The sequence below is a fragment of the Agromyces soli genome (assembly GCF_022811605.1).
GTDB classification, from domain to species: Bacteria; Actinomycetota; Actinomycetes; order Actinomycetales; family Microbacteriaceae; genus Agromyces; species Agromyces soli.
Genome location: NZ_CP094533.1, coordinates 2,021,713 through 2,041,231, shown reverse-complemented (window position 1 = coordinate 2,041,231; position 19,519 = coordinate 2,021,713). Strand labels below are relative to the sequence as shown.

Here is a 19,519-nt window from a genome sequence, read left to right as displayed (position 1 = left end):
CCCGGCCGGGTGCCGAACCGGGCTTCCCCCGCCCGGTTCAGAGCCTCCGCTCGGGACGGATCTCGCCGGAGTTCGGGTCTCCAGGCGCCGCGATCCGTGCGGATGCCTTCGCTGAACAGATGCGGTCTGGACGCGATCATGACGCGATTTCCAGAGAAATCTGCTGAAATGCTGTGACCCGATCATTTTCCGCGTCATGACGCGGCTGCTTCACCGTCTCTCGATCGGGCCTGCATGCGATGCGCCCGGGAAGAGGATGACGATGCGGAACGCCGTGAGCGAGGTCTCGGACCTCGAGCTCGTCGACCAGACGAGGCAGGGCGACTCGGCCGCGTACGCCGAGCTGTGGCAACGGCACGCCGCCTCCGGCCGCACGGTGGCGCGCTCGTACAGCAGCCTCGACCCGGACGACCTCGTCTCCGAGTCCTTCACGAAGATCTACGATGCGATCCTCGCCGGCGGCGGTCCGCGCGGCGCGTTCCGCCCGTACCTCTTCACGACCATCCGCAACACGGCGGCCGGCTGGGGTCGAGCCCGCCAGGAGACGAACCTCGAGACCCTCGAGTCCTTCGAGGATCCGGAGTCGAACGAGCAGTCGACCCTCGACGCCCTGGACCGCAGTACGACGGCGCAGGCGTTCCGCTCGCTGCCGACGCGGTGGCAGGAGGTGCTCTGGTACTCCGAGGTCGAGCAGATGACGCCCGCGCAGATCGCCCCGCTCGTCGGCATGAGCGCGAACTCGACGGCGGCGCTGGCCTACCGCGCGCGCGAAGGGCTGCGGCAGGCCTGGATCCGTGCGCACCTGAAGTCGGCCAGTGAGCCCGAGTGCCGCTGGACCATCGACCATCTCGGCGGCTACGCCCGCGGCAAGCTCGGCAAGCGCGACACCGCTCGGCTCGAGCGGCACCTCGACGACTGCGCGAAGTGCACGATCGTCGCCGCGGAGGCGAAGGAGGTCGGATCCCGGCTGGCACTGGTGCTGCTGCCGCTCGCGGCCGGCATCGGCGGCGCCACCGCGTACTCCGCGTGGCTGCAGCAGCACACGCCCGTCGTCGACGTCGCCATGGGCGTCGGCGGCGCCGGGCTCGCCGCCGGAGTCGCGAGCGGAGCCGCGGGCGCTGGCGGCGCCGGTGGAGTGGGTGGAGCCGGCGCCGGAGGCGCCGCGGCCGGTGGGACCGCCGGCGGGGTCGGCGGCGCCGGCCTCGCGGTCGGTGCCGGCGTCGGTGCGCTCGTGCTCGTCTCCGCGGTCGTCGCGGCGGCCGTCGTGCTGCCCGGACTCACGGCCGGCACCCCCGAGGAGCAGCTCGTCGCCGAAGCGCCGGCCGTCGAAGCGCCCGCGGCCGGCACCGACGACGTCCCCGTGGCACCGCCCGTCGTCGCCCCGCCCGTGGCTCCGCCGGTCACCCCGCCGACCGTGCAGCCGCCGCCCTCCAACGACCCCCCGACCGTCGAGCCGGCCCCGGCCCCGGCCGAACCGGCCGCACCCGCGACGAAGCCGACCCCGAAGCCCACCCCGAAGCCCACCCCGACCCCGACGCCGACGCCGACGCCGACCCCGACCCCGACGGACACGGTCGCGCTGCCGCCGACGGTCGACCGAGACGTCGACACGGCGGGAGGCCTCGTCTTCCCCCGCCTGCGCGGCACTGCCGAGCCGGGCGCGACGGTCACGGCGACTCCCCTGCGCCAGGACGTGGCGACGGTGTTCGCCGCGAGCGGCGACGGTGCCGAGGCATCCGCCGTCGACGGCTCGGTGAGCGCCGTGGCCGCGACCGACGGGAGCTGGACGATCGAGCTCCTCACCCTGCCGGCCGGCGACAGCCGGGTGGCGGTCGTGCAGCGCGACGTCGCGGGCAACGTCTCGGATCCCACCGAGGTGCCGATCACCCTCCAGGCGCCCGCGCTCTACTACGGCGGGGTCTTCGACACGGCGTGGTACGGCCTCTTCAACGGCGTCCCCGAGGCGACCATCGAGCTCCTCGCCGACGGGCGCGTGGTCGATCGCCTGCAGCTCGGCGAGGGCGGCTGGTCCGAGCGGGGCTATGTCGGCGAGGTCCGCGACCCCTCGAGCATCGGCGTGCGCTACGCCGTCGGCGAGCGAACCGGCCCGTTCGTGCCGGGCCTGCGTTCCTGGGGCGAGGAGGGCGGTCTCCTGGCGGGCGTCGCCCTGCCCGACGCGGCCGCCGACGAGCTCGCCGACGGGGCGGTCGGCCCCGTCGAACCCGGTACTCTGGCGGGATGACCTCCGCCGCCGACCTCGCCCCCGCGCACTTGCACCACTGGGTGCTGACCCTCGTCTGCGTCGACGGACCGGGCATCGTGCATGCGGTGAGCGGGGCGATCGTCGCGGCGCGCGGCAACATCACCGAGAGCCAGCAGTTCGCGAGCCTCGACACGGGCCGCTTCTTCATGCGGCTGCAGGTCGAGTCGCATGCGGACCGCGCGGAGTTCGAGGGCGCCATCCTGCCCGTCACCGAGCGCTACGGCATGGAGTGGCACCTCGACGAGGTCGCGCGCCCGCTCCGTACGCTCGTGCTCGCCTCCACGGCCGGGCACTGCGTGAACGATCTACTGTTCCGACAGCGCGCCGGGCAGCTGCCGGTCGACATCCCCCTCGTGCTCTCGAACCACGGCACGCTGCGCGACCTCGTCGACTTCTACGGGGTGCCGTTCGAGTCCCTCGCCGTCACGAACGCCGAGGAGAAGGCGGCGTTCGAGCGGCGGGTGCTCGAGGCGATCGACCAGCACGACATCGAGCTCGTGGTGCTCGCCCGCTACATGCAGATCCTCTCGCCCGAGCTCTGCGAGGCGCTCGCCGGCCGTTGCATCAACATCCACCACTCCTTCCTGCCCGGCTTCAAGGGCGCGAACCCCTACCGGCAGGCGCACGCGCGCGGCGTGAAGCTCATCGGCGCGACGGCGCACTTCGTGACGAGCGACCTCGACGAGGGGCCCATCATCGAGCAGAACGTCGTGCGCGTCGACCACTCGCGCTCGGTGGCCGAACTCGTCGCGATCGGTCAGGACGAGGAGAGCCGCACGCTCAGCCAGGCGGTCAAGTGGTTCGCGGAGCGTCGCGTGCTCGCCGACGGGGCGCGCACGATCATCTTCCGCTGAGCTCGCGCGCCGCAGGAGTCCGGCCGGACTGGCCGCGGATGCCTCGTGGCGCGACTAGGCTTGAACGTCGTGAACGCCCCCAGCACCGCCCAACCGAAGATCGGCTTCAACGACCTGCTCCGCTTCGTCCTCGAGCTCTTCGCGATCGTCACGCTCGGCATCTTCGGCTTCACCGCGTTCCCGCTTCCCTGGCCCGGTGTGCTGATCGGCATCGGCGCCCCGCTCTTCGCGATCCTGCTCTGGGCGCTGTTCCGGTCGCCCAAGGCGGTGTTCGCGGTCGATCCGTTCGTGAAGGCGCTCGTCGAGATCGCCGTGTTCTCCTCCGCCGCGATCGCCTGGTGGGTGATGGGACAGCCGATCGTCGCGATCGTGTTCGCCGTCGTCGCGGCCGTGAGCGGCGTGATCAACGGCCGCCGGGAGTTCAGCGCCTGAGCCGGGCGCACCGGGCGCACGAAGGCGCGAGGCTGACCGCCCGCGGTTAGATGCCCTGCCAGGCCGGCTTGTTCGCCCAGGCGTGCCGGTAGTACGCCGTCTGCTGCAGCTTCGACGCCGCCGCCTCGTCGACCACGACGGTGGCGTGCGGGTGCAGCTGGATCGCCGAACCGGGCTGGCTCGCCGAGACCGGCCCCTCGACCGCTGCGGCGACCGCGTCGGCCTTGGCCTCGCCGAAGGCGAGGAGGACGAGGTGCTTCGCGCGCAGGATCGTGCCGATGCCCTGCGTGATGCAGTGCATGGGCACGTCGTCGGGCGAGTCGAAGAAGCGGGCGTTGTCGGCCCGCGTCGGCTCGGTGAGCGTCTTCACGCGGGTGAGGGAGGCCAGGGACGATCCCGGCTCGTTGAAGCCGATGTGCCCCGTGCGGCCGATGCCGAGGATCTGCAGGTCCACGCCGCCCGAGGCCGTGATCGCCGCCTCGTAGTCCGCGCCGGCGTGCTGCACCTCGGCCGGGTCGCCGTTGGGCACGCGCACGAGCTCCGGGGTGAGCCCGAGCGGCTCGACGACCTCTCGCGTGATCACCGCTCGGTAGCTTTCGGGGTGGCCGGCGGGCAGCCCGACGTACTCGTCGAGCGCGAAGCCGCGCACGCCGCGCACGTCGAGACCGTCGGCCTCGATGCGCGCCGCGAGGGCCCGGTAGGTGGCGAGCGGGGTCGAGCCGGTCGCGAGCCCGAGCACCGCGTCGGGCGTGCGACGGATGAGCTGCACGATGGCATCGGCGACCAGGGCGCCCGCGGCGTCCTGGTCGGAGACGATCACGACTTCGGCCATAGCTGTTCTCCTACGAGCGCGGCGCCGACAGCGGCCGCGGGGAATCCGAGGGGGATGACCCGCACCCGTCGGGCGAGGTCCAGAGAGTCGAGGAACGCCGATTCGGCGGACCACTCCCCCAGGATACGGTGCACGCCCGCCTCGAGTCGGCCACCGAGCGCGGCGAGCCCGCCGCCGATGACGAGTTGCTCCACGTCCGCGGTCAGCACGAGGGTTCGAACGGTCGCCGCGACGCCCGAGAGGAAGCGATCGCGCACCTCCAGTGCGCGCTCGTCGCCGGCGTCGGCGGCGTCGAAGAGCTCCAGCGCGGGCAGCGGATGCCGGCTCGGCCACATCCTCGCGATGGCGGATCCCGACGCGGCGGTCTCGAGGCATCCGCGCTGCCCGCAGGCGCAGCGAACCCCGCCCGGGTCGACCGGGACGTGCCCGACCTCGCCTGCGACGCCGCTCGCGCCGCGCAGCAGCACGCCGTCCTGGAGGATGCCGGCGGCGAGCCCCGTGCCGAGGTTCACGTAGGCCATGGAGCGCGGCGCCTCGCCGCTCGCCGCGAGCAGGTGCTGCGCGCCGAGGGCTGCCGCCTTCACATCGTTCTCGACGCGGACCTCCACGCCCAGCCGGTCGCTCAGACGCGGTCCCAGGTCGAGCCCCTCGACACCGAGGTTGACCGCGTGCGCGACCCGGCCGGTGCTCGTGTCGACCGTGCCGGGGATGCCGATGCCGATCGAGCTGAAGCCGCCGACGGGGGCGCCCGCGAGCTCCCGCATCCGTTCCGCGGTCGCGACGGCCGTCTCGAGGACGCCCTCCGCGCCGATCGCGGTCGGGATGCGCAGCATCTCGCTGAGCGCGTCCGCCTCATCCAGGGCGATGGCGGCGGTCTTCGTGCCGCCGATGTCGATGCCGAGCCTCACGCGAAGCTCGCGGGCGTCGCCCGGCCCGCCTCCTCGACGAGCCCGATCACGGCGTCGCCGACGAGGCGCGAAGCCCCGAAGGTGGCGACGTCTGCGTAGCGCCGGTCGTCCGACGGCCAGCCCATGTCGAGGGCGACGACGTCGGGCCGCAGGGCCCGCAGCGCGTCGATCGCCCGGCGGGCGAAGTCGTGCCGGTGCAGATCCTTGCCGATGACGAGCACGGGCCCGGGGAGCGCCGCCCAGTCCGGCTCGGCTTCGCCGTCGGCGAGCCGTTCGCGTCGGGCGAGGCTGACCCAGCCCGGCCGCGCCGCCTCGGCCTCCGCGGCGAACACGCCCCACGGCGCCTCGCCGATGGCGATGTTCGCCTCGGTCTCGACGCGCACCACGGTCCCCACCCCGCCGGCGAGCACCGCCGCAGCGGCCGCCGAGATCTCGAACGCCGGCACGAGCTCGCTCGGCTCGGGCATCCGCCCGGCCACCGCCTCGACGGCGAGCGGCAGCTCGGCGAGGGCCCGCACTCGGGCCGCGGCCTCGGCGATCCGATCGGCGCCGACTCGTCCCTCGGCGACCGCGGCCTCGACCGCGACGACGATCGACTCCAGCTCGGCGTCGTCGTTGTCCGAGCCGATGCAGAGCAGGTCGCAGCCGGCGGCGAGGGCGCGCACGGCCGCCTCCGGGATGCCGTGCACGCCGCTCGCCCCCTGCATGTCGAGGGCATCGGTCACGATGACGCCCTCGAAGCCCAGCTCCCCGCGGAGCAGGCGATGCAGGATGTGCGGGGAGAGGGTGGCCGGGTTCTCCGCATCGAGCTGCGGGAGCAGGATGTGGCTCGTCATGATCGTCGCGGTGCCCGCGGCCACGGCCGCCCGGAACGGCACGAGCTCGCGCGAGCGCAGCGTCTCGAGGTCGACGTCGACGACGGGCAGCGCGAGGTGCGAGTCCGTCGCGGTGTCGCCGTGCCCCGGGAAGTGCTTCGCGCTGGCGGCGACGCCCGTGGACTGGATGCCGCGCACCCACGCCGCGGTGTGCCTGGCGACGAGCTCGGGGTCGCTGCCGAAGCTGCGCACGCCGATGACCGGGTTATCCGGATCGGAGTTCGCGTCGGCGTCCGGGGCGAAGGCGAGCGTGCAGCCGGTCGCGGCGAGCGCCTCGCCGACCGCCCGGGCGACCCCCTCGGTGAGGGCGACGTCGTCGAGCCGGCCGAGCAGGGCGTTGCCAGGGTAGGGCGCCCCGCGGTCGTAGAAGAGGCGGGTGACGTCGCCGCCCTCCTCGTCGATCGCGATCACGGCGGCGGGGTTCGCCTCGCGGAGCGAGGCGTTCAACGCGGCCAGCTGCTCCGGGCCGTCGACGTTCATGCCGAAGAGGCACACGCCGCCGAGCCCGTCGCGGAGCCGGCGCAGCAGCCACTCGGGCGCCACGGGTCCGTCGAAGCCCGGAAGCAGGGTCGTCAGGATGTCCCGGCGCAGCGTCTCGGCCGCGTCGGGTCGGATCTGCTCGCTCATCCCTTGACGGCTCCGCTCACGAGTCCGCTCGTCATCCGCCCCTGCACGATGAGGAAGAAGACGATGACGGGGATCGCCATCAGCGTCGAACCGGCCATGATGCCGGCCCAGTTCGTGGTGCCGTTCGCGACGAGGAAGGTGCGCAGCCACACGGGCAGCGTCATCATCTCCGGGCGGGCGTTCAGCACGAGCGCCATGATGAACTCGTTCCACGCCTGGATGAAGCCGAAGACGCCGGTCGCGATGAGGCCGGGGGCGAGCAGCGGGAAGGTGACCCGCCAGAAGGCGCCGGCTCTCGAACAGCCGTCGATCATGGCGGCCTCCTCGAGTTCGACGGGCACGCCGTTCACGAAGCCGCGCAGCGTCCAGATGGTGAACGGCAGCACGGTCGCGATGTACACGATCGTGAGGCCCGCGATCGTGTTCAGCAGCTGCCAGCCGTCGATGACGCGGAACACGGAGACGATCATCGCCTCGCCGGGGATCATCTGGATGACGAGGATCGTCAGGATGAACGCCCGGCGGCTCTTGAAGCGGAACCGGGTGACGGCGACCGAGGCGAGAAAGGCGAAGACGAGCGCGATGATCACCGTCAGCAGCGTGACGACGAGCGAGTTCGCCGCCGCGGGGAGGAAGGGCGTGCGGCCCGGGTCGAAGATGACCGTCTCGTAGTTGCGGAGCGTGAAGTTGTCCGGGAAGAAGTGCACGTCGGAGCCGCGCACGTCGTTGTTCGGCTGGAAGGAGGTGTTCACCATCCAGTACACGGGGAACACGAACAGCACGAACAGCACGACGGAGAGCGCCGAGAGCAGCCACGTCGTGACCCGGCGGCGGCCGCCGCCGCGCCGGGCGCGATCGAGCGAGCCGGGCGCGGTGACCGCGCGGGTGGTCGGGGTGACGGCGGCGCTCACAGCTCCTCCTCCTTGAGTACCTGACGGATGTAGTAGATGGAGATCGCCATCAGCAGGACCGCGGTGATGACGGCGATCGCACCGCCGTGGCCGAAGTCGCCGCCGGCGATCGAGGTCTGGTAGATGTACACGCCGAGCGTGTTGGTCTGGGCGCGGATGCCGCCGATGTCCTGCAGCGCGAAGATCTGCGTGAACACCTTGAGGTCCCAGATCACCTGCAGCATCGTGACGATCATGAAGATCGGCTTCAAGTAGGGGAAGATGATCAGCCGGAACCGGGCGAAGCCGCCTGCGCCGTCGAGCTGGGCGGCCTCGAGCACCTCGCCGGGCACCTGCGTGAGGCCCGCGTAGAGGGTGAACGCCGCGAACGGCACGGCGCCCCAGACGACGATGATGCCCGCGACCATGAAGAAGCTCAGCGGGTTGATGAGCCACTGGTGCTGATCGAACTCGGCGAGGCCGAACCAGTTCACGAGGGCGTAGTTGATGACGCCGTACGCCGTGTCGAACATCCAGCCCCACACGATGGTGGCGGTGAGGGCCGGCATCGCCCAGGCGAGGAGCATGCCCACGGTGAGGAGCATGCGGAAGCCCTTGGGCAGGCGCACGAGCATGAGGGCGATGAGCGTGCTCAGCACCATCGTCACCAGCACGCACGCGCCGGCGAACAGGAGGGTGCGGCCGAGCACGCCGTAGAAGACCGGATCGGTGAAGACGTCGATGTAGTTGTCGAACCAGACCCAGCTCGGCGGGGCGCCGAAGACCTGGGCCCGGCCGAACTCCTGGAAGGACGTGATGATCAGCTGGACGAGCGGCCAGCCGACGATCGCCGCCAGCACGATGATGGCCGGCGTGATGAGCGCGTAGGGGGTGAAGCCGGCGGTGCGACGGCCGCGACGCTGCGGCTTGCCCCCGCCCGGTGCGATGAGCCGTTCGCCCTCGACGGCGCTCGGGGCGGCCGGCTCGAGGTCCTGATCGACCGTGGTCATGCTGGTACTCCTGAAAGATCGAGGGAAGTCCGGGGGCGGGTTCGGGTCTCGCCCCCGGGGAACGGGGCCGGCGACGTGTGTGGTCGTCGCCGACCCCGGTCGGGTGCGGTGCCGCGGAGGAATGGAGCCCGCGGCACCGCGCAGTCGGCGGGTACCGACTCGCTTCGTCGGTGGGGAGCCGACTAGCTGTTGAGGATGTCCTCGATCTGCTTGTCCGCCTCCTCGGCGAGGCTCTTCACGTCGCCGCCCTGGGCGATGTTCACGAAGAGGTCCTCGAGGATGCGCGCGGCCTCGACGTCGGCCCAGCGCGGCGAGGCCGGCGTGAGCTTCGCGTTGCCGGCCGCGGCGGCGATCGCCTGCGCGACCTCGTCGGTGCCGAGCTTGTCGGCCAGGGAGAGCTTGGCCGGAACCAGGCCGCCCTCGGCGTAGATCGTCTGGAACTCGTCCGAGAGGATGATCTTCAGCGCGTCGACCGCGAGCTCGGGGTGAGCCGACTTGGCCGAGACGCCGATGTTCGAGCCGCCGGCGAAGACCTGCGCCGCGCCGCCGTCCTTGCCCGGGAGGGCGTAGACGCCGAGGTTGGCCTCCTGGTCGGGGCAGCCGGGCGCCTCGGCGTCGACCGGAGCGAGGATCGAGAACTTGACCCAGCTCGGGGCCGAGAGCTGCAGCGTGGTGCCGTCGCAGAAGCCGACCTCAGGGCTGGTCTCGTTCGCGTCCTTCGGCGCGACCGAGGCGGTGGCCATGGCCTGCTGGACCTCTTCGAGGCCCTTGACCGACTCGGGCGAGCTCAGCTGCGCGTCCCACTTGTCGCCGTCCGGGACCGCGACCTCGCCGCCGTTCTCCCAGATGAAGGGGAGCGCGTTGCGCCAGTCCTGACCGGGCCACCAGATGCCCGACTTGCCGGGGTTCGCCTTCGCGAGGGCCGCGCCGGTGGCGACGTACTCGTCGAGCGTGGTCGGCACGGTCTGGCCGGCCGCCTCCATGGCGTCCTTCTTGTAGAACACGAGGCGCGAGCCCGAGTAGAGCGGGGCGGCGTAGAACTTGCCGTCGTAGGTGCCGGCCTCGACGAAGCCGGGCAGCAGGTCGTCGCCGCCGAGGTCCTCGTACTGGTCGGTGAGGTCGAGGAACGCGCCCGCCGAGGTGAAGGCGGAGGCCTGCGTGTTGCCGACCTCGACCACGTCGGGGCTGTCCGAGCCGGAGAGGCTCGTGGTGAGGCGGTCGACGAGGCCGTCCCAGGCCTGCTCCTCGATGACGAGCTTCGAGCCGGGGTGCTCCTCTTCGAAGGTCTTCACCAGGTAGTCGCGAGCCGTGTCGGGCGTGTCGGTGCCGACGAGCCACACGCGGATGGTGGCGTTCTCGTCGGAACCGCCGCCGGTGTCTCCCGAGGCACAGCCGGCGAGGGTGAGCGCAGCAGCGGCGCCGAGGGCCACGATGCCGAGTTTCCGCATTGCGTTGTTTCCTTTCTGGGGGTGAAGGAGCAGCAGGACGCTGTTCTCTCAGGGCGAGGGCTCGTCTACGAGACCCCGAGTTCTCCGGACAGGACCATGACGGCCGTGCCGTGCAGGACGATGTCCTGCCCGTGCGCGGTCATCCGGAGCCTCAGATCGCGGGTCTGTTCCGCCATCGTCCGCTTCCGGAGCGTTTCGAGGGCCGCCGCGATGAGCGGCCCGTCGAGCAGGTGAGCCGGACCGCTGAGCACGATCTCCGGCAGATCGAGGGCGCCCACGACGGGCGCGAGGACGATGCCGAGCCGACGGCCGGCCTCGGCGAGGACGTCGTCTCGGGCCGCCTCGTCGGCGTCGGCGCCGAGGGCGTCGAGCTGTTCGGTGAGGCGGGGCACGGACAGCCAGGCCTCGAGGCAGCCGTCGCGGCCGCAGACGCAGCGGGGGCCGCCGTCGGTGCCGACGACCACGTGCCCGATCTCACCGGAGGCGAATCCCGATCCGGTGACGAGGCGCCCGCCGACGATGAGCCCGGCACCGACGCCGTGCCCGATCTTCACCAGCATGAGGTCGTCGGCTTCGGCGGCGCCATGCTCGGCGAGCACGGCGGCGTTGGCGTCGTTGGTGGCGTGCACCGCCAGGCCGAGGCGGGCGGAGAGCCGCGCCTGGAGCGGGAGGTCGGCCCAGCCGAGGTTTGGGGCCGAGCGCACCGTGCCGCGGGGGTCGACCACACCGGGGGTGCCGATGCCGACGCCGAGCACGGGTGCGGTGGCGAGTCCGACGAGACGGGCGGCGAGCTCGGCGACGAGCTCGAAGGCCCGCTCCCCCGTCGCGCCCCCGAGCGGCGACTCGGCGCGCTCGAGGATCGTGCCGGAGAGGTCGAGCACGGCGCCGCGGACGACGCGGTGGCCGGAGACGTCGATCCCGACGATGCGGAACGCGCTGCGAGCGACGTCGAGGAGGGTCGCGGGCTTCCCCGGCCGGGCGTCCTCGCGCTGCCCGAGTTCGACCACGAGGCCCTCGCCCATCAGCTCGGCCACGAGGTCGGAGACCGTGACGCGGGTGAGACCGGTGCCGCGGGCGAGGTCGGCACGGCTCTGCGCGCCGGTCGTGTAGAGGGTCTGCAGCACGAGCGCCCGGTTGTGGCTGCGCGCGTGCTCGGGGAGCACCTTGCCCGAGGGGCGAAGGGCGCGGCTCCGGCTGGAGAGACCGGCGAGCGCGCCGGGGCCGGCGGCGGTGGCGGGGCCCGCGAGCTCCGCCTGCGCCGTTCCGCGAGGTGCTTCCGTAGCAGTCACGAAAGTTAGTAAAGCTTACGAACAAACTTCGCGCAAGAGGAATCCCCGATGCGCACCCCTCGTTACCGAGTTGTGATGCGCTTCATCGGCGCTCGGGCTCGGGCGCCGGCGCCGCCGTTCGCGTCCCGCTCGGCACGGCCTCCCGCCGATCCAGCCGGCCCCCGATCGCGCGCAGTGCGGCCAGGATCGCCACGAGATCCACGACCTCCTGCAGCACCGCACCGAGCGTCGCCGGGATGACCCCGAACGCCGCGATGAGCATCAGTCCGACGCTCACCAGGATGCCGAGCCAGATGCTCTGCAGGGCGATCCGAACCGTATCCTGCCCGATCCGCACGGCCCGTGCCACCCGGGAGATCTCGTCGACGAGCACGACCACGTTCGCCGATTCGCTCGCCGCCGTGGTGCCCTTCGCACCCATCGCCACACCGACGTCGGCCGCGGCGAGCACCGGGGCGTCGTTCACGCCGTCGCCGACCATCATCACGGGTCGCCGCTCCACCGCCTGCACGTCGCGCACCTTGTCGCCGGGCAGGCACTCGGCATGCACGCGGGTGATGCCGATCTCCTCCGCGATGTGCCGGGCGGTCGCCTCCGCGTCGCCCGTCAGCATCATGGTCTCCTCCACGCCGAGGCGGCGGAGCTCGGCGAGGGTGGCCTCGGCATCCGGCCGCACGTGGTCCGCGGCGAGCACCGCCCCCGCGTAGCGGCCGCCGACCGCGACGTAGACGGCGAGCTGACCGGCGGCGATCTCGGTGCGCCGGGCGTCCGGCGCGTGCTCGGCGACGAAGCGGAACTTTCCGACCACGACCTCGCGCCCCTCGATCGTCGCGACGACGCCGTTCGTGGCCGTCTCGCCCGCGCGATCCGCCTCGGAGAGCGCGAGGCCGCGCCCGGCGGCCGCCCGGAGCATCGCGGCGGCCAGCACGTGCGAGGAGTACTGCTCGGCGCTCGCGACGAGCCGCAGCAGTTCGCCCTCGTCGAAGCCCGGCTCCGGGCGGATCTCCGCGAGCTCCGGCTCGCCGCTCGTCAACGTGCCCGTCTTGTCGAAGACCGCGGTGCGCACCCTCGCCAGCAGCTCGAGCACCCCGCCGGACTTCACGATGAGTCCGTTCTTCGCAGCCCGGCTCATCCCGCCGAGGAACGCGACCGGCGCCGCGATGAGCAGCGGGCAGGGCGTCGCGAGCACAAGCACCTCGGCGAAGCGCACCGGGTCGCCCGAGGCCCACCAGGCGATCCCGCCGAGCGCGAGCGAGAAGACCGTGAACGGCACCGCGTAGCGGTCGGCGAGACGCACGACCGGCGCCTTCGACTCGGCGGCCCCGGCGACGAGCGCGACGATCTGCTGGTACTGGCTGTCGGCCGCGGTCGCGGTCGCCCGCACCTCCACGGCGGCGCTGCCGTTCACCGAGCCGCTCAGCACCGCGTCGCCCGAGCGCTTCTCGGCCGGCACGCTCTCGCCGGTGATCTGCGACTCGTCCATCGTGGTCTCCGGCGAGAGCAGCACCGCGTCGACCGGCACGAGCTCCGAAGGCCGGATGAGCAGCACCTCGCCCGACCGCACCGCGTCGGCGGGCACGTCGACGATCTCGCCGTCGCGGCGCACGTGCGCCTGCTGCGGGGCCCGGGTGAGCAGGGCGTCGAGCTCGCGCTTCGCTCGGCGATTGGCGTAGTCCTCCAGCGCCTCGCCGCCGGTCAGCATCAGCACGACCAGCACGGCGGCGATGTACTCGCCGACGAGCACCGTCGCGACGATCGCCGTGATCGCCAGCACATCGAGGCCCCAGTGGCCGCGGAGCAGGTCGCGCACCATGCCCACGCCCTGCCAGGCCGCGATCGCGAGCGCGTAGACGCTGAACAGCCACGGCACCGCGGCTCCGCCGCCCGCCGCCCACAGGACGAGCCCCGTGAGCCCGACGATCACCGTCAGGGTGACCGCCCAGTACCGCCTGGCGATGCGCAGGATCCGTGTCACGAGCCCGCTCCTCCCGCCGGCTCCCCCGCGCCGGTCACGGCCAAGCCTACGACGCGGCCGGCGTTCGCGCCCGGTATCCGCTCCGCTCGCGGGGCACCCGTCCCGCGCGCCCGCTCACCGGAACGACGAAGGGCGGATGCCGAAGCATCCGCCCTTCGTCGTCGGCCGCATCGCGGCCCGCGTCATCAGGCCGCGAGGCGCGCCTTCAGGTTCGCGTCGATCGCGTCGAGGAAGCCCTCGGTCGTCAGGTACTCCTGCTCCGGGCCGACGAGGAGCGCGAGGTCCTTCGTCATGGCGCCCGACTCGACCGTCTTCACGACGACGTCCTCGAGGGTGTTCGAGAAGTCGATGAGCTCCTGGTTGCCGTCGAGCTTGCCGCGGTGCGCGAGGCCGCGCGTCCAGGCGTAGATCGAGGCGATCGGGTTCGTCGAGGTCGGCTTGCCCTGCTGGTGCTGACGGTAGTGGCGCGTGACGGTGCCGTGCGCCGCCTCGGCCTCGACGATCTTGCCGTCGGGCGTCGTGAGCACGCTCGTCATGAGGCCGAGCGAGCCGAAGCCCTGCGCGACCGTGTCGGACTGCACGTCGCCGTCGTAGTTCTTGCACGCCCAGACGTAGCCGCCCTCCCACTTCAGCGAGGAGGCGACCATGTCGTCGATGAGGCGGTGCTCGTAGGTCAGGCCCGCCGCGTCGAACGCGTCCTTGAACTCGGTGTCGAAGACCTCCTGGAACAGGTCCTTGAAGCGGCCGTCGTAGGCCTTCAGGATCGTGTTCTTCGTCGAGAGGTAGACCGGGTAGTTGCGCGAGAGGCCGTAGTTCAGCGAAGCGCGCGCGAAGTCGCGGATCGAGTCGTCGAGGTTGTACATGCCCATCGCGACGCCGGCGCCCGGGGCCTGGAAGACCTCGAACGACTGCGGCTCCGAGCCGTCCTTCGGGGTGAAGGTCATCGTGAGCGTGCCCTCGCCCTCGAACTTGAAGTCCGTGGCGCGGTACTGGTCGCCGAAGGCGTGGCGGCCGACGATGATCGGCTTGTTCCAGCCCGGCACCAGGCGCGGGATGTTCGAGATGATGATCGGCTCGCGGAAGATCACGCCGCCGAGGATGTTGCGGATCGTGCCGTTCGGCGACCGCCACATCTTCTTCAGGCCGAACTCCTCGACGCGGGCCTCGTCGGGGGTGATGGTGGCGCACTTCACGCCGACGCCGTGCGCCTTGATGGCGTTCGCGGCGTCGATCGTGATCTGGTCGTCGGTCTCGTCGCGCTTCTGGATCGAGAGGTCGTAGTACTCGAGGTTCACATCGAGGTAGGGGTGGATGAGCTGGTCTTTGATGGCCTGCCAGATGATGCGCGTCATCTCGTCGCCGTCGAGTTCGACGACGGTGCCTTCAACCTTGATCTTCGACAAAGGGATGTCTCCTTGAATGCGGGCGGGGAAGCGGGCCCGTCGTGCGGGCTCGAGAACCGGCGGGGCGCGAGTTCGCGCCGCCGGACAGTTTACCGTGTCGCGCGAATATCTCGACATCGAGAGATCCGTCCCCGTCGTTCCGCGGTACCACGGGGGTGCGGAGGATGCGACCGGAGGCGGATACCGGCGCGGCCCGCGAGCCGTTAGCCTGTTCGCATGGGTGCGCTGAGACTTGAAGACCTGTCCGCCTCGAACATCGTCGCGGCCAACACGCTGTCGCTGAAGCCCGGGCAGGAGCAGTTCATCGCCCCCGTCACCTACTCCGCCGAGGCCTCCGTCGTGAACCCCGAGACCGCCTGGCAGCGGGTCGCGCTGCTCGACGACCGGGTCGTCGGGTTCATCCACGGCAACTTCGACCCCGAGAACGTGCACGAGGAGTTCCGCGCCTGCATCTGGCGCATCAACGTCGACGCCGAGGTGCAGGGCCAGGGCGTCGGCCGCTTCCTCGCGACCGCCCTCGCCGAAGAGGCCAAGCAGCGCGGCTTCGACCGCATCACCGTGCTCTGGGAGCCCGGCGACGAAGGCCCCGAGGCGTTCTTCCACCGGGTCGGCTTCACCGACGTCGGCGAGACCGCCTACGGCGACGTCATCGGGGCGCTCGAGCTCTGACGGTGGGCGCTGACTCGGCGAGTCCCGGTCCCGGCGAGCCGTTCGGCAGCTTCGCCGACGCCGTGCTCGCCGTCGTCGCCGACATCCCCTCCGGCCGCGTGGCCACCTACGGCGACGTCGCCGCGATCCTCGGCACCCGCGGGGCTCGCGCCGTCGGGCGCGTCATGGCACTCTCGGGCGGCACCGTTCCGTGGTGGCGGGTCATCCGCGCCGGCGGGCACCCGCCGAGCGGGCACGGAGCGGAGGCCCGTGCGCACTACGAACGCGAGGGCACGCCGCTGATCGCCGTCGACTCCGACGACGGCTACCGCGTCGACCTCGCCGCCTGCCGCTGGCGAGCCTGAGCGGTCATCCTCCCCACCCCGGCACCCGCCCTCCTCCTCCACCAACCCGCGTCGCCCCGTCTCGCGACCGCTCCACCTCGACGCAGCATGGACCCATGTCCGCTGCGTTCCCGCCCTTCGCTGAACTCGGCGAAGCCGTGCGCACGGCGGCCCGGGCCTGGCACCCGGCCGAGCGCTCCGATCAGGAGCTGCTCGAAACCCTTCGCGCGCTGAGCGAGCTCCGTCACGAGGTCGAGCGGCTCCAAGCCCTCGCCGCGGCCGAGGCGGCGCGTCGCTCGCGAACCGTGTTCGGCGCGCAGGGGCTCGCCCGCCGCGACGGCCACGCGACGACGACGGCCCTCGTGCAGCACGTCACCGGGGCCACGAAGCGCGAGGCGGAGGCGCTGCTCGAAGTGGGGCGCATCGCCGCCGAGGCCGCGGCCTCGGCAGGCCCCGGCCGACCCGACGGCGACGCCGACGCAGACGACACGAACGGGGCCGTGCTCGACGGAAGTGGCGCGCGCGCTGCCACCGCCATGCCCGTCGAGGCGCCCTGGCATGCGGCCATCGGTCTCGCGGTCGCGCGCGGCGAGCTGACCGTCGCCGTCGCCGACGCGCTCCGTTGGGGCATCGGTCCGATCGACGAGCTCGACGACCCTTCCCCTGCCGACGGCGAGCCGGGTGCCGAAGCACTCTTCGTCCGCATCGCCCGGGCACTCCCCGAACTCATCGCGACCTGCCGCACTCGCACCCCCGAGCAGGCGAGACGAGCGGCGCGCTCCCTGCGCGACCGCCTCGATCCCGCCGGCGTCGAACGTCGCGCGGAGGGCCAGCGGCGTGCGCAGTTCTGGCGCATGTGGCAGACCGAATCGGGCATGTTCCGCGGTGAGTTCGAACTCGAACCGGTCGCCGGCGCCGAGGTCAAGGCGCTCTTCGATCGACTCAGCCATCCCCGCCGACTCGATCGGCGTGTCCGGAGGGCGTTCGGTCATCCGGTCCACGGCGAGCGCGCATACGCCGAGGCGCGCACGAGCCGCGAGCGCAACGCCGCCGAGGGGCTCGCGCAGCTGCTGCGCGCCGGCGCCTCGGTGAACCCGCATCGCGTCCTCGGCGAGCGCCGGCCCGCGGTGCATCTCATCGTGAACGCGGCATCGCTCGAGCGCGGCCGAGGCAGCGGCGCCCTCGAGGGCCACCGCGATCGGGTGCCGCTCGCAACGGCCGCCGCCGGCCTCTGCGAGGGGTACCTCCCGGTTCGCTTCGACGGCGGGGCGGTGCTCGACCTCGGGCGCGACGAGCGCCTGTTCAGCGACGCGCAGAAGGCGGCGATGGCGGTGCGAGACGGTGGCTGCCGCGATCCCGAGTGCGACCGCCCGCCGTCGTGGACCGAGGCTCACCACATCGCGCACTGGCGTCGCGACGACGGCCGCACCGATCTCGCCGACGGCATCCTGCTCTGCCGTCGAGACCACCTCCGCTACCACAACGAGGGCTGGGAAGTCCGTCGCGAAGGAAGCGACTACTGGCTGATCCCTCCACCGCGGGTCGATCCCCGGCAACGCCCCCGAGCGATGCCGTCGAAGACCCCGGCAGATGTGCTCGACCCGTTCGCGCCGGACTGAGGCGTCCGCCCCGGCGGAGGGGCGGGCCGGCGGCGGCGGCCCGCTGCGGGTGTCAGCTCGGTGGCTGGTGTCAGCTCGGTGGCTGGTGTCAGCTCGGTTGCCGGTGTCGGCTCGGTTGCCGGTGTCAGCTCGGTTGCCGGTGTCAGCTCGGTTTGCTGGTGTCAGCTCGGTTTGCTGGTGTCAGCTCGGTTTGCTGGTGTCAGCTCGGTTTGCTGGTGTCAGCTCGGTTTGCTGGTGTCAGCTCGGTTTGCTGGTGTCAGCTCGGGTGCGGCTGCGGTGGCTGCGGCTGCGGCCCGCTCGCGCCGTCGACGAGCGGCAGCCGGACGGCGAGAGTCGTGCCGTGCCCCGGCTCGCTGACGAGGTCGAGGATCCCGCCGACCGCCTCGACACGGTCGACGACCCCGACGATGCCGGTTCCGGCGTCGAGCCTGGCGCCTCCCGCGCCGTTGTCGCGGACGCCCAGCCGGAGCTCGCCGCCGTCCGACGCCGCGTCGATCCATGCTCGTGTTGCCCTGGCGTGCTTGTCGATGTTCGCGAGCGCCTCCGCCACGACGAAGTAGGCGGTCGCCTCGACGACTTCCGGCAGCCGGCCGGCGACATCGACCCGCACTTCAGTCGGCACCGAGCACCTGCCGGCGAGCTCGGGCAGCGCCAGCGGCAGTCCCCCCTGGGCGAGCAGGCTCGGATGGATGCCCTGGGCCAGCTCGCGAAGCTCTTTCAGCGCGGCGTTCAGGAGCAGGATCTCCGCGTCCACCTCGTCGGCGATCGCCGGAATGCCCCGATCCCGCGCCTGATCCGACGTCCGCCGCAGCCGCATGGCGAGGGACACGAGCTGCTGTTGGGCCCCGTCGTGCAGGTCGCGCTCAATGCGCCGCCTGGCTTCGTCCCCCGCCTCGACGATGCGCTGCCGAGACTCGCGAACGTGCGCGAGCGTGCGCTCGATCTCGGAGCGGAGGCGGCCGTTGTCCACCGAGAGCCGCAGCGCGCTCGACACGCCGTCGAGCAGGCGCATGTTGTCCGTCAGCACCCGGTCATGCCGGATGAGCGCGATCGGCACGCCGAGCGGCGAGGCGACCGGGAGCACGCTCTGGCTCCCCCGCGGATCGGCGTCGCCGTCTGGGATGGGCGTGCCGGTCGCATCGGCGTACACCCCACGCTCTTCATCCCACCAGTACACCCGCACCGAGGCGTCCCGCAGCGTCCGCGCGAGCGACTCGGCCCAGAGCCCTCGGTCGGCGCCTTCCCGGGTGATCCTCATCAGGTCGGCGACCCGCGCTCGCATGTTCCTGGCGTGCGCCACGCCCGCGACGAAGCTCACGGGAATCGAGGCGATCGCGATCAGCGAGATCGTCGCGAGCATCTGGTCGCCCCGCGCCTCCGCTGCGTAGCTCACCGCCTGCGCGGTGAGCGTCGTCGCCCAGGCGAGCAGGGCGAGCGGCATCAGGAACGCGACGGTCCGCGCCGGCACGCTGCCCCGCATCCAGCGGAAGAGCAGCCGCACCGCGATGGCGAGCGCCAGGCCCACGCCGATGATCCGGTAGCCGACGTCGATCGCGGCGAAGAGCTCCGGCACCGCGGCCACACGGTACGGGTTCGGCGCGTTGCAGGCGCACACGCCGTCACCGGGCTCGGCCAGCAGCAGCACGGCGAAGAGATTCACCACCGAAGCGACCGCGGCGATGCCCACCACCCAGCGGTCGAAGCGCTCACGCAGGATGCCGCGGGGATAGATGAGCACGATGATCCCGGTCACGACCGCCCAGCTCAAGTCGAGTCCGCGGACGATCGGCCAGAGCCAACCGAGGTCGCCGATGACGGCGTAGATCGACTGCGGGATCCAGAGCACGACGAACGCGACCATCAAACGGGCGGGCCAGCGGCTCTCGCTGATCGCCCACGCCACTCCGGCGCAGGCGGCGAACACGAGCGGAACGAGTGCGTGCAGCGTCGCGTACGAGGTCTCCGGACGCGCCTCGACCGGCGTCGCCCAATATCCGGAGATCGCCATCGCCAGGCTCAAGCCGACGGCGATCGCGAGCGTGATCGCCCGACGGACGATGCGGCCGTTCCGGCCCGGCGCCATCATCGCGCGATCACTCCTG

Annotated in this window: 16 protein-coding genes; 6 read left to right on the top strand and 10 right to left on the bottom strand. The window is 72.1% G+C overall.

The features are described 5' to 3' along the window. Positions 1 to 262 precede the first annotated feature (262 nt). The 3 genes from MTP13_RS18220 (at position 263) to MTP13_RS09810 (ending at position 3,549) form a co-directional block, all read left to right on the top strand. Positions 263 to 2,242 (top strand): sigma-70 family RNA polymerase sigma factor, encoded by a 1,980-nt coding sequence (locus MTP13_RS18220; RefSeq protein WP_279399719.1) that lies wholly within the window; start codon positions 263 to 265, stop codon positions 2,240 to 2,242. After that, a complete protein-coding gene (purU, locus tag MTP13_RS09815) occupies positions 2,239 to 3,117 on the top strand; it encodes a formyltetrahydrofolate deformylase (protein ID WP_243567546.1) in 879 nt (292 codons plus the stop codon). The genes MTP13_RS18220 and purU overlap by 4 nt, the downstream gene beginning before the upstream one ends. A 69-nt stretch (positions 3,118 to 3,186) precedes the next feature. After that, entirely contained in the window at positions 3,187 to 3,549 is a 363-nt protein-coding gene (locus MTP13_RS09810) for a YrdB family protein (RefSeq protein WP_243567545.1), read from the top strand. Between the two features lie 46 nt (positions 3,550 to 3,595). On the opposite strand, the gene nagB is transcribed toward MTP13_RS09810, so the two are convergent. The 9 genes from nagB to MTP13_RS09765 form a co-directional block, all read right to left on the bottom strand. Then, entirely contained in the window at positions 3,596 to 4,381 is a 786-nt protein-coding gene (nagB, locus tag MTP13_RS09805) for a glucosamine-6-phosphate deaminase (RefSeq protein ID WP_243567544.1), read from the bottom strand. Further along, positions 4,366 to 5,289, bottom strand: coding sequence for an ROK family protein (locus MTP13_RS09800; protein WP_243567543.1), 924 nt, complete (start codon positions 5,287 to 5,289; stop codon positions 4,366 to 4,368). The genes nagB and MTP13_RS09800 overlap by 16 nt, the downstream gene beginning before the upstream one ends. Beyond that, positions 5,286 to 6,791 (bottom strand): glycoside hydrolase family 3 protein, encoded by a 1,506-nt coding sequence (locus tag MTP13_RS09795; protein WP_243567542.1) that lies wholly within the window; start codon positions 6,789 to 6,791, stop codon positions 5,286 to 5,288. The genes MTP13_RS09800 and MTP13_RS09795 overlap by 4 nt, the downstream gene beginning before the upstream one ends. Continuing rightward, on the bottom strand, positions 6,788 to 7,702 hold the full coding sequence (locus MTP13_RS09790) for a carbohydrate ABC transporter permease (protein ID WP_243567541.1): 915 nt from the start codon (positions 7,700 to 7,702) through the stop codon (positions 6,788 to 6,790). Before MTP13_RS09790 ends, MTP13_RS09795 begins: the two co-directional genes overlap by 4 nt. Next, positions 7,699 to 8,691: a carbohydrate ABC transporter permease gene (locus MTP13_RS09785; protein WP_243567540.1), complete on the bottom strand. Its 993-nt coding sequence runs from the start codon at positions 8,689 to 8,691 to the stop codon at positions 7,699 to 7,701. The genes MTP13_RS09790 and MTP13_RS09785 overlap by 4 nt, the downstream gene beginning before the upstream one ends. Before the next feature lie 182 nt (positions 8,692 to 8,873). Then, the gene (locus MTP13_RS09780) at positions 8,874 to 10,139 is read right to left on the bottom strand and encodes an extracellular solute-binding protein (RefSeq protein ID WP_243567539.1); all 1,266 of its coding nucleotides are present in this window, start codon (positions 10,137 to 10,139) and stop codon (positions 8,874 to 8,876) included. Between the two features lie 65 nt (positions 10,140 to 10,204). Next, positions 10,205 to 11,428, bottom strand: a complete 1,224-nt coding sequence (locus tag MTP13_RS09775; RefSeq protein WP_424221770.1) for an ROK family transcriptional regulator — start codon at positions 11,426 to 11,428, stop codon at positions 10,205 to 10,207. 82 nt (positions 11,429 to 11,510) lie between these two features. Then, complete coding sequence (locus MTP13_RS09770) at positions 11,511 to 13,403, bottom strand: heavy metal translocating P-type ATPase (RefSeq protein WP_243567538.1); 1,893 nt, start codon at positions 13,401 to 13,403, stop codon at positions 11,511 to 11,513. Positions 13,404 to 13,588: 185 nt separating this feature from the next. Beyond that, a complete protein-coding gene (locus MTP13_RS09765) occupies positions 13,589 to 14,806 on the bottom strand; it encodes an NADP-dependent isocitrate dehydrogenase (protein WP_243567537.1) in 1,218 nt (405 codons plus the stop codon). 216 nt (positions 14,807 to 15,022) lie between these two features. Between MTP13_RS09765 and MTP13_RS09760 the strand changes: the two genes are divergently transcribed. The 3 genes from MTP13_RS09760 to MTP13_RS09750 all read left to right on the top strand — a co-directional run bounded on the left by MTP13_RS09760 (position 15,023) and on the right by MTP13_RS09750 (position 17,417). After that, positions 15,023 to 15,475: a GNAT family N-acetyltransferase gene (locus tag MTP13_RS09760; protein WP_243567536.1), complete on the top strand. Its 453-nt coding sequence runs from the start codon at positions 15,023 to 15,025 to the stop codon at positions 15,473 to 15,475. Between the two features lie 2 nt (positions 15,476 to 15,477). Next, a complete protein-coding gene (locus tag MTP13_RS09755; RefSeq protein ID WP_243567535.1) occupies positions 15,478 to 15,819 on the top strand; it encodes an MGMT family protein in 342 nt (113 codons plus the stop codon). A 95-nt stretch (positions 15,820 to 15,914) separates the two neighbouring features. Then, entirely contained in the window at positions 15,915 to 17,417 is a 1,503-nt protein-coding gene (locus MTP13_RS09750) for an HNH endonuclease (protein ID WP_243567534.1), read from the top strand. Between the two features lie 256 nt (positions 17,418 to 17,673). Here the strand turns inward: MTP13_RS09750 and MTP13_RS09745 are convergent, their stop codons facing one another. Next, positions 17,674 to 19,503: a sensor histidine kinase gene (locus tag MTP13_RS09745; protein WP_243567533.1), complete on the bottom strand. Its 1,830-nt coding sequence runs from the start codon at positions 19,501 to 19,503 to the stop codon at positions 17,674 to 17,676. Positions 19,504 to 19,519 lie beyond the last annotated feature (16 nt).